Origin of the sequence: Geomonas propionica (genome assembly GCF_016458235.1) — a bacterium.
In the GTDB taxonomy this organism is placed as follows: domain Bacteria; phylum Desulfobacterota; class Desulfuromonadia; order Geobacterales; family Geobacteraceae; genus Geomonas; species Geomonas propionica.
Genome location: NZ_JAEMHK010000012.1, coordinates 87,034 through 100,400 on the forward strand (window position 1 = coordinate 87,034; position 13,367 = coordinate 100,400).

20 protein-coding genes and 1 tRNA gene are annotated in these 13,367 nt (G+C 57.4%); 10 read left to right on the forward strand and 11 right to left on the reverse strand.

The window, feature by feature from the left end; all coding sequences use genetic code 11:
• Positions 1-90: 90 nt before the first annotated feature.
• On the reverse strand, positions 91-567 hold the full coding sequence (locus JFN90_RS15640; protein ID WP_199396061.1) for a ferritin family protein: 477 nt from the start codon (positions 565-567) through the stop codon (positions 91-93).
• A 192-nt stretch (positions 568-759) separates the two neighbouring features.
• On the opposite strand from JFN90_RS15640, the gene JFN90_RS15645 reads away from it, so the two are divergent.
• The 8 genes from JFN90_RS15645 to JFN90_RS15680 all read left to right on the forward strand — a co-directional run bounded on the left by JFN90_RS15645 (position 760) and on the right by JFN90_RS15680 (position 5,414).
• Complete coding sequence (locus JFN90_RS15645) at positions 760-1,644, forward strand: complex I NDUFA9 subunit family protein (RefSeq protein ID WP_199396062.1); 885 nt, start codon at positions 760-762, stop codon at positions 1,642-1,644.
• A 161-nt stretch (positions 1,645-1,805) separates the two neighbouring features.
• On the forward strand, positions 1,806-2,225 hold the full coding sequence (nikR, locus tag JFN90_RS15650) for a nickel-responsive transcriptional regulator NikR (RefSeq protein ID WP_012531991.1): 420 nt from the start codon (positions 1,806-1,808) through the stop codon (positions 2,223-2,225).
• Positions 2,226-2,290: 65 nt separating this feature from the next.
• Entirely contained in the window at positions 2,291-2,779 is a 489-nt protein-coding gene (gene tadA, locus JFN90_RS15655) for a tRNA adenosine(34) deaminase TadA (RefSeq protein WP_199396063.1), read from the forward strand.
• 89 nt (positions 2,780-2,868) lie between these two features.
• Positions 2,869-3,129, forward strand: a complete 261-nt coding sequence (locus JFN90_RS15660) for a hypothetical protein (protein WP_199396064.1) — start codon at positions 2,869-2,871, stop codon at positions 3,127-3,129.
• Between the two features lie 92 nt (positions 3,130-3,221).
• Positions 3,222-3,309: transfer RNA gene (locus tag JFN90_RS15665), tRNA-Ser, on the forward strand.
• Between the two features lie 274 nt (positions 3,310-3,583).
• A complete protein-coding gene (locus tag JFN90_RS15670) occupies positions 3,584-3,676 on the forward strand; it encodes an entericidin A/B family lipoprotein (RefSeq protein WP_236019031.1) in 93 nt (30 codons plus the stop codon).
• A gap of 363 nt (positions 3,677-4,039) precedes the next feature.
• Positions 4,040-4,411, forward strand: coding sequence for a hypothetical protein (locus JFN90_RS15675; protein WP_199396066.1), 372 nt, complete (start codon positions 4,040-4,042; stop codon positions 4,409-4,411).
• Between the two features lie 865 nt (positions 4,412-5,276).
• The gene (locus JFN90_RS15680) at positions 5,277-5,414 is read left to right on the forward strand and encodes an entericidin A/B family lipoprotein (RefSeq protein ID WP_199396067.1); all 138 of its coding nucleotides are present in this window, start codon (positions 5,277-5,279) and stop codon (positions 5,412-5,414) included.
• Positions 5,415-5,489: 75 nt separating this feature from the next.
• Here the strand turns inward: JFN90_RS15680 and JFN90_RS15685 are convergent, their stop codons facing one another.
• Positions 5,490-5,885, reverse strand: coding sequence for a hypothetical protein (locus tag JFN90_RS15685; protein ID WP_199396068.1), 396 nt, complete (start codon positions 5,883-5,885; stop codon positions 5,490-5,492).
• Between the two features lie 769 nt (positions 5,886-6,654).
• Here JFN90_RS15685 and JFN90_RS15690 point away from each other — a divergent pair.
• Together JFN90_RS15690 and arsB are read left to right on the forward strand one after the other, a co-directional pair.
• A complete protein-coding gene (locus tag JFN90_RS15690) occupies positions 6,655-7,074 on the forward strand; it encodes an arsenate reductase ArsC (RefSeq protein ID WP_199396069.1) in 420 nt (139 codons plus the stop codon).
• Entirely contained in the window at positions 7,071-8,150 is a 1,080-nt protein-coding gene (gene arsB, locus JFN90_RS15695) for an ACR3 family arsenite efflux transporter (protein ID WP_199396070.1), read from the forward strand. Before JFN90_RS15690 ends, arsB begins: the two co-directional genes overlap by 4 nt.
• Before the next feature lie 7 nt (positions 8,151-8,157).
• On the opposite strand, the gene JFN90_RS15700 is transcribed toward arsB, so the two are convergent.
• The 9 genes from JFN90_RS15700 to JFN90_RS15740 form a co-directional block, all read right to left on the reverse strand.
• Positions 8,158-8,334: a hypothetical protein gene (locus JFN90_RS15700; RefSeq protein ID WP_199396071.1), complete on the reverse strand. Its 177-nt coding sequence runs from the start codon at positions 8,332-8,334 to the stop codon at positions 8,158-8,160.
• A 60-nt stretch (positions 8,335-8,394) separates the two neighbouring features.
• Positions 8,395-8,859, reverse strand: coding sequence for a hypothetical protein (locus tag JFN90_RS15705; RefSeq protein WP_199396072.1), 465 nt, complete (start codon positions 8,857-8,859; stop codon positions 8,395-8,397).
• Between the two features lie 44 nt (positions 8,860-8,903).
• Complete coding sequence (locus JFN90_RS15710; RefSeq protein ID WP_199396150.1) at positions 8,904-9,503, reverse strand: porin family protein; 600 nt, start codon at positions 9,501-9,503, stop codon at positions 8,904-8,906.
• Positions 9,504-9,508: 5 nt separating this feature from the next.
• On the reverse strand, positions 9,509-9,772 hold the full coding sequence (locus JFN90_RS15715; protein ID WP_199396073.1) for a hypothetical protein: 264 nt from the start codon (positions 9,770-9,772) through the stop codon (positions 9,509-9,511).
• A gap of 106 nt (positions 9,773-9,878) precedes the next feature.
• Entirely contained in the window at positions 9,879-10,163 is a 285-nt protein-coding gene (locus tag JFN90_RS15720) for a hypothetical protein (RefSeq protein ID WP_199396074.1), read from the reverse strand.
• A 41-nt stretch (positions 10,164-10,204) separates the two neighbouring features.
• Entirely contained in the window at positions 10,205-11,695 is a 1,491-nt protein-coding gene (locus tag JFN90_RS15725) for an AgmX/PglI C-terminal domain-containing protein (RefSeq protein ID WP_328755755.1), read from the reverse strand.
• 10 nt (positions 11,696-11,705) lie between these two features.
• Positions 11,706-12,200, reverse strand: a complete 495-nt coding sequence (locus tag JFN90_RS15730) for an ExbD/TolR family protein (protein ID WP_199396076.1) — start codon at positions 12,198-12,200, stop codon at positions 11,706-11,708.
• Complete coding sequence (locus JFN90_RS15735) at positions 12,197-12,697, reverse strand: ExbD/TolR family protein (protein ID WP_199396077.1); 501 nt, start codon at positions 12,695-12,697, stop codon at positions 12,197-12,199. The genes JFN90_RS15730 and JFN90_RS15735 overlap by 4 nt, the downstream gene beginning before the upstream one ends.
• 33 nt (positions 12,698-12,730) lie before the next feature.
• Positions 12,731-13,366 (reverse strand): MotA/TolQ/ExbB proton channel family protein, encoded by a 636-nt coding sequence (locus JFN90_RS15740; protein ID WP_199396078.1) that lies wholly within the window; start codon positions 13,364-13,366, stop codon positions 12,731-12,733.
• Position 13,367 lies beyond the last annotated feature (1 nt).

Below are 13,367 nucleotides of genomic sequence, written 5' to 3' on the forward strand. Positions count from 1 at the left end.
CCGCCGAAGCTACATAGCAGCAATAAAAAATCCCCTCCTGAAAAAGGAGGGGATTTTTTTGTATCACGAGGCGGCCTGGACCGGCCGGACCTAGTTCTCGGTCATGAAGTGCTGCTCGTACAGGTCTTCCAGCTCCTGAAGATGGCGGGACTCGTCCGCCAGCATCTTTTTGAACAGGACCGCCATGGGCGCGCCCTCGCAGCCGCGGGACATCCGGTCGTAGAAGTCGATGGAGCCCTTCTCGAGGTGGATGGCGTAGGCCATGGCTTCACGCGCCGTGGAATCCGGGTGGAGCTCCTTTTTCGGCAGGACGTAGTCGAGGTTCATGGTCGGCACCGGCTGGTGCAGCCCCTCGCCCCCCTTCATCTCCCCTTCAACCAGCGCCTTCTCCAGCTGGTGCTTGTGCTCCAGTTCGTCAAACGCGGCTTCCTTGATGATCTGACGGGCAGCCTTATCTTTCACGATGCGGAGCGCGGCTAAATACGCGCGGAATCCTTCGTTCTCCATCTGGGCAGCCATTTCGATCGCAGCTTCAAATGTGTAACAGACATCACCTTGCTCAGCCATGGCGGGTCTCCTCTAGTCTTTGTTGTGAAAGGCTTTTTAACACAAGATACGCCGGAGCACAAGATTTTGTATACACGTTGTCCGCTAAATGGAGATTCCAGTAACACCTGCTACACTATCGGCTATTGTTATGAGTCCGAAGCTGACCTTCGGGACTCTCAGTATAGGCAATTAGATGCGGCGGAGGCGAGTATGTTGATCTTTCTGGCTGGCGGCACAGGCTTCGTGGGGGGGCATGTAAGAGAGGCGCTGCTGGCGCGCGGGCACAGGTTACGGTTGTTGGTGCACCGCAAAGGCCTGGGGAGCATCGAGCCCGATGTCGAGGAAATCCTGGGGGACGTCACCAAACCGGAAACCTTTGAGGAAGCGGTGCGCGGCTGCGATGCCACCATTAACCTCGTGGGGATCATCAGGGAGTTCTCAGGGCGCGGCGTGACCTTCCAGCGCCTGCACGTGGAAGCAACCGGGAGCATCATCGCCGCCGCGAAGAAAGGGAACGTCCGCCGCCACCTGCAGATGTCCGCCCTGGGCACCCGCCCCGACAGCACCGCCCGCTACTTCAAGAGCAAGTACCAGGCGGAAGAACTGGTGCGCCAGTCGGGACTCGACTACACCATCTTCCGTCCCTCCATCATCTTTGGCCCCAAGGATGAGTTCATCAACATGCTGGCCGGCTACATGCGCAGCTTCCCCGCCATACCCGTCATCGGCGACGGTGAATACCAGTTGCAGCCCATTTCCGCCGACGACGTGGCGCGCTGCTTCGCCGATTCTCTGGACAAGCCCGAGACTATTGGCCAGGAATACGACCTATGCGGCCCCGACCGGTACAGTTACAACGAGCTTCTCGACGTCATCGGCCGCGTCATCGGCAAGAGCCACGTCGCCAAGATAAAGAATCCGCTGTCGCTCATGCGGCTGGTCGTTCCCTTCTTCGAGGGCTTTTCCTTCTTTCCCATCACGTCCGACCAGATCGCCATGCTGGTGCAAGGCAACACCTGCGACGGGAGTTGGCGCAAGACCTTCCATTTCGAACCCGTTGACTTCGAGCCCGGCATCCGCAGTTATCTTAAATAAGTCAAAGGCCGTTTTTACGCGCAAAGCCGCAAAGGCGCAAAGAAAGGCAAACCCTCAGGGGTTGCCTTTTCCTTTGCGCCTTTGCGGCTTTGCGTGAGCTGCCCTTGCCTCTCCTCTCCGATTCACGTATAGTAAGGCACTTTTTTCAAGGAGAGTCATACATGGGCGAGACAGTCAGATTCGGCATTTCCATGGACGACCAGTTGCTGGAGAGCTTCGACCGGCTTATCGAGCAGAAGGGGTACGCCAACCGCTCCGAGGCGATCCGCGACCTTATCCGCGCCGCCCAGGTCGAACTCGACTGGGAAGAAGGTGAAAAAGAAGGCGTCGGCACGGTGACCCTGGTGTACAACCACCACGTGCGCGACCTCTCCGACAAGCTCACCGAGCACCAGCACGCCCACCACGACCAGATCATCTCCGCTCTGCACGTCCATCTCGACGCCCACAACTGCCTCGAGGTCCTGGTAGTACGCGGCAAGGCCCGCGACGTGCGCCGCATCGCCGACGAACTGATCGGCGTCAAAGGTGTCAAACACGGCAAGCTCGTCATGACCACTACCGGCGAAGGGCTGCACTAACTGCTTAAGGACGTTCTACGTTCTATGTTCCAGGTTCTACGTCAACATTTAGAGAAGAAGACCGCATGACCAAAGACGACCACTACTGGATGGGAAAAGCCATGGACCAGGCCAAAAAGGCCGAAGCCATCGGCGAGGTGCCGATCGGCGCCGTGATAGTGAAAGACGGAGTAGTGATTGCGCGGGGGCACAACCTGCGCGAAAGCAAACAGGACCCATCCGCCCATGCCGAGATGATCGCCATCCGCAAGGCCGCGAAGAAGCTCGCCAGTTGGCGCCTCACCGGTGCTACCCTCTACGTCACCCTCGAACCCTGCACCATGTGCATGGGCGCCATCATCCTGTCGCGGCTGGACCGCGTCGTCTTCGGCAGCTACGACCCCAAAGGGGGCGCCGCTGGATCCCTCTTCGACTTCTCCGACGACAAAAGGCTGAACCACAGCGTCGTTCTCACCCCCGGCGTGCGCGGCGAGGAAACCTCCAGCATGCTCTCAGCCTTTTTCGCGAAGTTGCGCGCGCAGAAGAAGCAGGAGCGGTTTTCCTCCAACAGTTGAAAAAAAGTAGAAAAAACCCCTAAACCTTTTTTGCCCCCAAGCCGAAAGTTTAAGACATCCAATCTCTTTTTCGGCTTTGCGAGGGGCCTATGCAAATAGAAGAAATAACCCCTAACTCCCTCATGGCCACACACCATGAGATAACGCGGCTGGCGACCTACACCGAGGAACTGCTGCAGGGGACCATAGCGTCGGAGGATCATTCGCGCCACAAGCTCACCGCCGTGCTCCGGGTTTTCAGCGAGCTCGGCCTCATCTGGCGCGTTCTCTCGGAGATAGACACCAGGGGCGTCCTGACCAAGACACAGCGGCAATTTCTGCAGGATTTCTACGCGGGACTTACCTACTAAGCTCAGGGTGCCACAACAGGGTTGAATTTCTCTTTGGAATAAGGTATATCTTTCTGCTCTGAGGAGTGCCGTTCCTCAAGAAGAGCATATCCGGAGAGATGTCCGAGTGGTCGATGGTGCCTGACTCGAAATCAGGTGTACCGAAAGGTACCTAGGGTTCGAATCCCTATCTCTCCGCCATTTAAAAGAAAGGCCAGTCACATTGACTGGCCTTTCTTGCGTCTTACACTTGTATCCCTAGATCCCGACACTCTGCTGCCTTCTCTTTCACATTATATGAGTCAAAGCGTCTGTTCCATCTTAGGTGGAAGGGTGCTTTTATAATAATAAAAGTTGTGCTAGTACTTATAACTGAGACAGATAGAGACAAAGTGCGAGGTTCATACCCCCCTCAGGAAAGGAGAGATCAATGAAGCGGAAAGTAGCAGCAGCTGTAGCCGTTATCCTGGCGTGCATGTGGACTCTGACTGGCTGCCACACAGTCAAAGGCTTTGGCGAAGACATTCAGAGCGGCGGAAGAGCCCTTGAAAGGGCTTCAGGGAGATAATCCCAAGGGCGGTCGATACCGTCGAACTTTTATGCCTTCATCCTCAGCTCACATTTTAGTGAACTGCCCGTACCGACTTAGCAGGAGGGTGTTTGCGCATAAGGAGTTCAAGTTTTGAGCCGGTGTTCAAATTAAAACATTCAAATCATCTTAGATACTTAACCGCCAAGTGGGCTACAGGCCTGTGCGGGAGTAGCACAATCAAAGATGAAAGCGGATTTCAAGGCACTAACACCTAAAGCTCCAAAAATTTATTATAATCAACAAATTAACATTTGTTTTCTGCTAATCCTCTGGCTTGGCACGACGGGTGAAACGATCTCGTGCAGGAGTTCAACCCACACCAAGGCACGGAGGTAAACCATGGACAACTACAGTTTCAATTCAACCGGCCCGGACACCAGCTACCTTGCCAACATCAACATCTTCTTCCCAGTCCTGTTCAGCCTGGAGATCTTCAAGAACCGCTGGCCGGAAGACAAACTCGGGTCGCAGAGCGTGCTGCAAAACGATGTGGACTTGTACCGGCAGATGTACGAGAGCGGTCGCACCGGGAACCGGCTGCACATAGCAGCCCGCAAATCCGCCCGGGAAAACCTCAGTGGGCGCATCCAGAAAATTTTGCGGTACGCATCGGTGATGGCCGAAGAAAACGATGTAAAAGCCCTGCTCAACTCCGGGGTGGTCACCTATAAGACCAGGAAGAAAGCTCGCAGAACCACAAAACCGGTTTAATCGTAAACTCAAGGAGGTTGCAGCGGTCACCTCTTCACCGCCAGCCTCTCCATCACCATTCCTGGCATTGCAAGCTCCCCCGATGGAACCACACCTTGGTCAGGTGTGTCCACATCGGGGTTTTTTATTGATGTCGTGGCGCTACGGATATGCGCCCCCCAACCTGCCTACCCCACTCCACACCATCGCAAAAAAATCACGACCTACTTTTCTTAATGTAAGGGTACATTCAATTTAAACTAGACCTGCTTTTTCTAATGTAGGGGTGCGTTTGAAATAAACAAGGGGCGCAGATGCTAAACGCGAGTCGCGTTGCACACCAATACAGGTTGTCACGCACACCATTGGCACCGTATTTAGAAATGCTGCCCTTCGTGCGAACCTTACTCACCGTGGATTTATCCCGAAGTAGGTCTTCACATGAGCCAATGCACCCGTTTTTACCCCATCAAAGGAGCTGCGCCATTAATGAGCCGCTTCGTTTAAAATAAACACGACCTGCTTTAAGTTAAATAAGACCATGTTTAACATAACTATGACTATGTTTATCTTAAACGCGGTCATAGTTAATTTAAATACGACCGTAGTTATTCTAAACGTGATCTCGCAGCGCTAAACTACGAGCCGCTTCAAATTCCCACCAGATGATCTCGCGCTTAACCGCCTCATCAAAATTTCAAATGCGCCCCCGTGCAATTTAACTGCGATGGCTTCCCAATTAGATGCGATGCCGTAAAGCTTGGCCGCGCCCCATGACTTCCTGCCTGGCAGGGTATGTTTGCGATCTTTGGGCGGCCGTGATAACATTAGCTGTCGCAAATAAAACTGAGAGGTTTTCTTGCTAACCACAGGAATGGAGGTCATTATGAAACGCAAAATTGCAACGGCAGTCATCCTTACCCTGACCTGCATCTGGACCCTAGCTGGCTGCCACACCGTTAAAGGCGTCGGCGAAGACATGCAAAGCGGCGGCAAGGCAATCGAGAACTCCTCCGGGCGCTAACTTCCTTTCGCCGCTAAAACAAAAAAGGCCAGTCGCGCGACTGGCCTTTTTTATTCCGCAGTTCTTGTCCTACTATTATTTCCGCACCACCCGCGCGACCCGCCCCCGTATGGCAAACGCGAGCCGCGCCAGGCGGCGGTGCGGGTAACTCGGATCGATGATCGGTATGCCTTCGCGGCAGGTCACCAGTCCTTCCGCCTGCGCCCTCTCGAAACAGTCATGCGCCGCGTTTCTCAGCGTGTCGAAAAAGAAGATGGCCGAAATCATAGCGTTGTAGCAGGCGATGCCGAGGATCTCGTGTGACATCAGCCCGCTGACGTAGCCTCCGAAGGCCACGATAGCGACATAAGGAGCACTCACCAGCGCCGTATAGAAGATGAGTGTCGCACGCGCCCGAATCCCTTCTTTGGTGAGCCGCACTCCTTCCCAAGGATCTTCCTCATCGTAGTGATAGTAATCGCGTTCGCGCACAAGGCCCTCCTGCCACTCCGGAAACAGGGAAGTCCGTCCCGGTAGGAGGAATTATCTCCAAAGTAAAATTGCCTGTCAATGGGCGGAGTGCCCCCACTTTGGACGAGGTTATCCCCAGAAAACCGATTGTTACAACTTCAACAAGGTCGCACCTTGCCCACCTAAAGCATCCCAATCCTTAAACCGTAACGGTCCATCTTCCACCGCTTCACAGACAGGTCCCCAAACTACGCGACGGGTTGACGCTGTCAGGCATGTTACACGCTGGTAACGAATCCACAGCGGCAACGACTTTATCAACAGGTGAAACGACCCCTCGAAAAAACAATGCTTTTTCAGTTGGATTTGACCTGACTGCAACACGACTGCAACATCGGCGCGCTAGCATGGGAGCACCAAAAAAAAGATGAAGAAAAGGAGAATAGCCATGGAACTTTTGGCGGTAGGAGACAGCTATATCTGGTACTGCGACTGGTGCGACACCAAGAACATGACACCTTGGGTCAGAACCAAGGGAAATGAAATATGCTGTGCCGCGTGTCACAAAAATTTCGCAGCCAACGGACAGGAAAGGCCGACTCGGGGGCTGTAGCACAATGCCTGTTCCGACCGGCACCGAAGGACCGGCAACCGCGTTGAGATCGTGGCGAGGCTTCGGCTAAAGCTTGGGATTGACTATACTTGAGGTCCTGCAGTGGTGACCTTGACCATTTTGGGATTCACAGATATAGTCGCGGCCGTGAAAAAAGTTGACTGCAGGAGAAGCCACATGCCGAAAAAGAAGGTTCTTTTCCTTTGCACCCACAACTCCTGCCGCTCCCAAATGGCGGAGGGGTTGGCCAACCACCTGCTTGGGAGCGGTTTCGAAGCCCACTCGGCGGGAACAGAGTCTACCCGCGTCAACCCCTTGGCCATCAAGGTCCTGGCCGAAATCGGGATCGACATCTCCATGCACCGCTCCAAGACGCTCGACGAGTTCGACGGCGAGAGCTTCGACTACGTGGTGACCTTGTGTGGGGATGCCAACGACAAATGCCCGCTGTACATCGGCGGCACGCAACGCTGCCACCATGGCTTCGACGATCCCTCGCGCCGCGTCGGCACCGAGGAGGAGGTGCTGCCGGAGTTCCGCCGCGTGCGCGATGAAATCAAATTCTGGATCCTCGAATACTTCGGAGGAGGCAAATGAGCGAACATCTTTCCCGCAAACTGTCCTTCCTGGACCGCTGGCTGACCCTCTGGATCTTCACCGCCATGGCCGTCGGCGTCGCCATCGGTTACCTGGTGCCGGGGGTGGAGTCCTTCATCAACCGCTTCCAGGTCGGCACCACCAACATCCCCATCGCCTGCGGACTGATCCTCATGATGTACCCGCCCTTCGCCAAGGTGCGCTACGAGGAGATGCCAGAGGTGTTCAGGAACAAGAAGGTGCTCGGCCTCTCCCTGGTACAGAACTGGGTGATCGGACCGGTACTCATGTTCGCGCTCGCCATCGTCTTCCTCCCGGACAAGCCGGAGTACTTGGTCGGCCTCATCATGATCGGCCTGGCGCGCTGCATCGCCATGGTGATCGTCTGGAACGAACTGGCCAAGGGGAACACGGAGTACGCGGCGGGGCTGGTGGCGTTCAACAGCATCTTCCAGGTTCTTTTTTACAGTGTCTATGCCTGGTTTTTCATTACCGTCCTCCCCCCCTATTTCGGCCTTGCCGGCAGCGCGGTGGAGGTCAGCATCAGGCAGATCGCCGAAAGCGTCTTCATCTACCTCGGTATCCCCTGCATCGCCGGTGCGGTCACCAGGCTGGTCGGTGTGAAGACGCTCGGGGTGGAGCGCTACCACAGGGTGATCGTGCCGCGCATCGGCCCGATCACCCTGATCGCCCTTCTTTTCACCATCGTGGTGATGTTCAGCCTGAAAGGAAGCCTGATCGTACAACTCCCGCTCGATGTGGTCCGGATCGCCATCCCGATGCTGATCTACTTCGTGGTCATGTTCCTGGTCTCGTTCTACCTCGGCAAGAAACTGGGCGCGGACTACTCCAAGACCACCACGCTCGCCTTCACCGCCGCCAGCAACAACTTCGAACTTGCCATCGCGGTCGCCGTGGCGGTATTCGGCCTCAACTCCGGCGCGGCCTTCGCCGCGGTGATCGGGCCGCTGGTCGAGGTGCCGGTGATGATCGCCCTGGTCAATGTCGCTTTCTGGTTCCAGCGCCGCTACTTCGCCTCATCCTCCGCCAGTGCCACAACCGGCAGCAAGGCATGACAGACTGTCATCGCCCCATCTTCTTGATCGCGTCCCCGGCCTTTCCCAACTCGGTGCCGATTTTTTCGACCGCCTTATCGACGTCCTTGCCGGCACGTTCTGCGGGTCCCTCCTTCCTGCAGCCGCAGATTCCGATTAGGCTACCAACCACTATCACGGCAATGATACCTTTACTCATTTTCATGGTGCGGCATCTCCTATAGAGCCGTCCTGAGCAGCGACAGAGTGCGCCACTTCGGCCGTGCTAAGAATTCTTGTGTCCCTTGCCGTGTCCGCCGCGATGGCCGTTGCCGGGCCCGTCGCCGCGTTCCCCGCCCCGCCCGGCGCTGGTGCCGGTGAAATAGAGGTCCCCGCTCTTGAGGGCATGAAACTCACGAGAACCCGGCTTGATGCCGAGTTCCTTGGCGATGGCCCCCCACCCCTTATTCCTGTTGGGTTGGTAAACGGCAAGCACCGACTCCGGTGGCCGATGTGACATCTGGCCGAGTTGCAGGATCATAAAGGCATCGGCGGGCTGTGCAACCGATCGAACCACCGTCTGCACCTGGGCCACCGGCACCCCGAACTGGGTGCTGAGCCCGAGCGAAAACCCGGGCATGTCTGCCCGGGCCTGGACGTTCACGTTGGAAATAAAAACCTCAAGTCCGCCGGCAAAGGCGGCAGCGGGAAGAAAAAGCGCGATCAGCACCAGGATCATGAAGCGGGTCATGGCGGTACCTCCCAATGATTTGTGAAAAAACGGGGAATTCCCCATCAGTTGAAGAAATAACGTATGCCGACGGTTCCTGAAAAACTCGACGGATCGAAATCGCCGGTGTGGAGCCCCTGGTAGGTGATGTCGGCATCAGGGGCAAGGACGAATTTGGCCTCGGCGGTAAGGGCCAGGTCCTTGGTGACGAAATAATCGACACCACCCTTTGCGTGCGCGCCCAAAGTAGTGTCGACATGGAGGGAGGCCCCATCGTTGGGGTCATAGTCGGAGATTAGGATGTCCAGCCCCGCCCCGACATAAGGGACCACCCTGCGGTTTGCGGGGACCCTGAAACGGTACTGCGCACCGAGCGATACGTCGGTAACGTTGAAATCACCGGTGTCAGAGCCGAAACTCGAGTGGGTGACGTCGGCTTCAGCCGCCCAGTTGCCGTCAATGCCGTAAATGACCCCGGCGCCGCCGACTAAGCCGGTGTCGGTTTTGTTGTTTCCCCAGCCGAACTCCGCTTCATTGTCCGCCGGGATCAGGAAACCAAGTCTGCCGGTGATGCCGGCTCTTCCGTTGATGGTTTCTGCCATAGCCGTTCCCGATGCCAGGGTAACCATCCCGGCGAGACAGGCGAGAACGATGATCTGTTTCATGTTTTTCATAGCGTTTTTCTCCTTCTTATTTTTTCTGAAAAGGCCTTGTCCAATCTCACCCTGTAGTAGAAGTTGTGAGACGACGTCGCCATGCAGTTGTCCAGCAGGAAGTTGTAATATGAATCCTCATCTTCCGCCTCGATGGTGATCCTGTATTGCTGAATCAGGCTGTACGAGGGGCTCAACCGGGCCACCCTGCAACCGACGTACTCGTCGCACAGGAGATCCAGTTCAGCACGCCCCAGGATCAGCACATCGGTGATTCTCATCGCATCACCTCCTGCCAATCCGTGCCAAGGCCATCGGCGCAATCGCCGGTCATCGGTCGGTAAAGCATTCCCGTTTTCTCCTTCAGCCCGTGCCGGGCCTATCGCTTTATTTCTTGCCGCAGCCGCCCGTGGCAAGCCGCGCCCTCATCCTCTCTGCAAACGATGCGTCGTTTTTAATCCTGAAATAGAACTTGTTTGAGGCCATCGCCATGCAGTTGTCCTGAAGAAAGTCGAAGTAGCGCTGTTCGTCCTCGTCCTTCAGGGCAACCCGATACCTCTGCATTGTCGAGTTTGCCCCGCTAAGCCTTGTCACCTCGCAGCGGGGGAAAGCTTTGGTCAAAATGGTCGGCTCCCCCAGCCCGATAATCAGCGTGTCGATAATTAGGCCCATCTCCAGCCCTCCTTGCCCCTCCTGTAGAATGTGCCGCTGCCTCAGCGCGCAGGAAGGAAATCGATCGGGTACAGGATTGTCGTTTTAGGCACCCCGTCCTTGGGACCGAAGTTGAATTTCCTGACCCTGTCCACGATCTGATCGCAGAAGGCGACAGCGTTCATGTTGGTGGAATCGACCGAGCAGGCCGAAACGACGCCGCTTGGCTCGATGGCGAGCCGCAGCACCATCTTCCCGCGCAGGGTCGGGTCCTTGCGCAGCTCGGTGTTGTAGATGCGGTACAGGGCCGCCTTGTAACGGTCGAAAAGTATCTGGATCTCCTCGTCGGTGCGGGAGGCACGTCCTCCGGAGCTGAGCGGCCTGCCCTCCTTGCCGCCTCCCGGGCCGGAGATACCGCTCTTGACTTTGGCGAAGCCCGCGTCGCCGCGTCCCAGCCGGCCGTTTCCGCCTCCGCCGACGCTGCGGCTCACCGCGGCACCGCCGATCCCGCCGCTGCCGCCGTTGCCGACGTTGCGGCTCACCGCGCCGTAGCCGCCACCGCTCGGGCCTCCGCCCTGCATGGCTACCATCGATCTGCTCGACTGGGCCTGTCCGGCCGCGTAGTTCGCGGGATTCGCCAGACGCGCCTCGGCGCCGAGGTTCGGGGTGGGGTTTTCGTCGATCAGATCCTTGAAACTCTCCTTGAAGGCCAGGACGCCGGTATTTTGGGATCTCTTGGGCGCAGCGGTCTGTTCGACCGGGGCCTCTCTGGGCCGATCCGGCGCCGGCTTGTCCTGCGCGGCGGTCTGCTTCTTCTCCTCTTTCTTCCCTGCCGCCGTCTCTTCCTTCTTGGCGTCCTTCTTCTCTTCCTTTTTCTCCTCCTTGGCTTTGCGGGGCGGCTCCGGCTTGTGGTACTCCTTCCGGACCATCATCGCCAGCCGCTCCGGGACCTCTACGATCACCGGACGGACCGGCGGCGGCAGGGTCACCGTGAGGACCACGATGACGAGGAGCAAGGCGAGCAGCATCGAGCTGCACATGGTGCGGCGGTAGCGCCGCTCGACCACCTCGTCATCGCTCCAGGGCATCACCAGGGTGCGCCCCGGGATCGGGGAAACGTCCCGCTCGACCAGGAATTCCTCGTCGCGCCGCTGGTCCCTGGCGTGGGCGTCGTGGACGTCCTCGCTCAGGACTTCCAGTTCCTCCAGGCGCTGGTTCATCTGCGCCCTGAGCCCCGTCTTTTTCTCCAGCGCTCCGCGTATTTCCTCGTCGAACCTGGCGACGGAGCTCCGTATCCGGGACAGGCGCAATTCCGGATCGTTGATCTCCGGCAGCGCACCCCAGAAAAGCTGCTTCACTTCCAGCGAGTCGAGACGCTCCAGCGCGTCGCAGGCGTCCCGCAGTGCGTCGAAACACAGCCGATCGGCGGAAAACATATCCAGCTCTGCCTCTGCCACGCGCATCTGCATCTCCAGGTCGGAGAGCGTACCCTCCACCTCTTTGATGCGCGCGTTCAGTGGCGCCAATTCCTGTTCCAGTAACGATGTATTCACAGTGCACCCGCTAGGCATGCGAAGCCTTCTGGATCACGGCCAGCGAAATCTTTCCGTATCCAGAAGCCGTGCAGCTCGTCATTATTTTTTTAAGTACCTTGAACGGAATGGCTTTGTCGGCCAACAGCGTGACTTCCCTCGTTTCGTTGGCGGCGTCCCCGTGCCCGGTCGCCTTCAGACTGTTCTCAATCTGGTCCAGCCGATCGGTGACTTCCCGGACCGTCCCGATGCGGTCGTCATAGAGGTCTGCGGTGCGCGCCACGGTCTGCCCCTGCACCACCACCGCTTCCGGGGTGACCGAGACCACCACGGTCCCCCTCGGCTTGGTCTCGACCACCGAGGTCGGCAGCGCGAGCCGCTGTTCCGGCATGTCGCCGTTGAACGAGTGGAAGAGCAGGAAGAACACCAGGACCGAAAGCACATCCAGCATGGGTATCAGGTTCAGGAATGCCTGGTGGCGGTTGTTGTTGCGCTCCAGCCGCTTCAAGCGTCTGCTTTCTCTCATGGCGCGTCTCCTATGGATATCTTGGGAAAGAGTACGACCCGGGCGACCTGGTTGCTGCCGGGGGTCCGCACCTCGGCGCCCCTCACCGTATCCATGACCTGGACCAGGTGATCGTATTCGACCTTCGGCTCCATCAGGACCGAGGCGTCTTCCTTGTCCGGGTACTGCGCTTTCAGGCGGCGCATTATCTCGGAGAGCTTCTCAAGGTCGTATTTGTCGTCTTTCTTCGGTATGGCGGCCTCTACGGATTTGCCGTTGGCGATCTCCAGTCCCGACTTGCGCACGATCACCTCGATGGCGAAGTTGGGCGGGGTTGCGGCGGATGCGCCGGCGCTGGTCGGAACGCTCAATTCCATGATGGTGATACTCGTAAAGACCGCAGTTATGAGCAAAAAGACGACCAACACGGTGAAGACATCCATCATCGGAGTCAGGTTCAGGATCTCCATGATGTCTTCGTGTTGTTGTTCTTTCTGCCTTCTTCTACGTCTGGCCATAACCGGCTCCTGTCAATTGAAGGTGAAGATCTCTCAGTACGCGCGCTTGCTGAAGGTGGAGATGGAGTTCAGTGCCTTCACCGACACCATCTCCAGGCTCCCGACGATTTGGCCCGTGGTCGAATTGAGGCGGGCGTGGATCAAAAGCAGCGGAATGGCGGACATGAGGCCGAAGGCGGTGCAGTTCATCGCTTCCGAGATACTGGCCGCAAGCAGTGCCGCCTTTTCGGCGGGGCTTGCGCTGGCGACCGCGGTGAAGGCGCTGATGAGGCCCATGATGGTGCCCAGAAGCCCGAACAGGGTGGCGATATTGGAGAGGAGCGCCAGGTACGGGGTGCGCTTCTCCAACTGGGGGATGATCTCCATGAGGCTCTCTTCCATGGCGATCTCGATATCCTCGCGACGCCTGACCGCCCCCTGGCGCGCCAGGCCCATGCTGAGCATCTGGGCGATGGCCGAGTTGTCCTGGTTGACCATCTCCCGGGCCTTGTCGAAATCACCCTCGGCCAGCACCGGATGCACCTCGTCCCACATATGGGTGTTTTCCTTCTTGACGCGGCCCAGATGGATCCAGCGTTCCACGGAAATGGCGATACCGGCGGACAGCACCAGCAGAATTGGGAACATGAAGAACCCGCCCATCTGAAAAAACCTTACGATCGTGTGCATC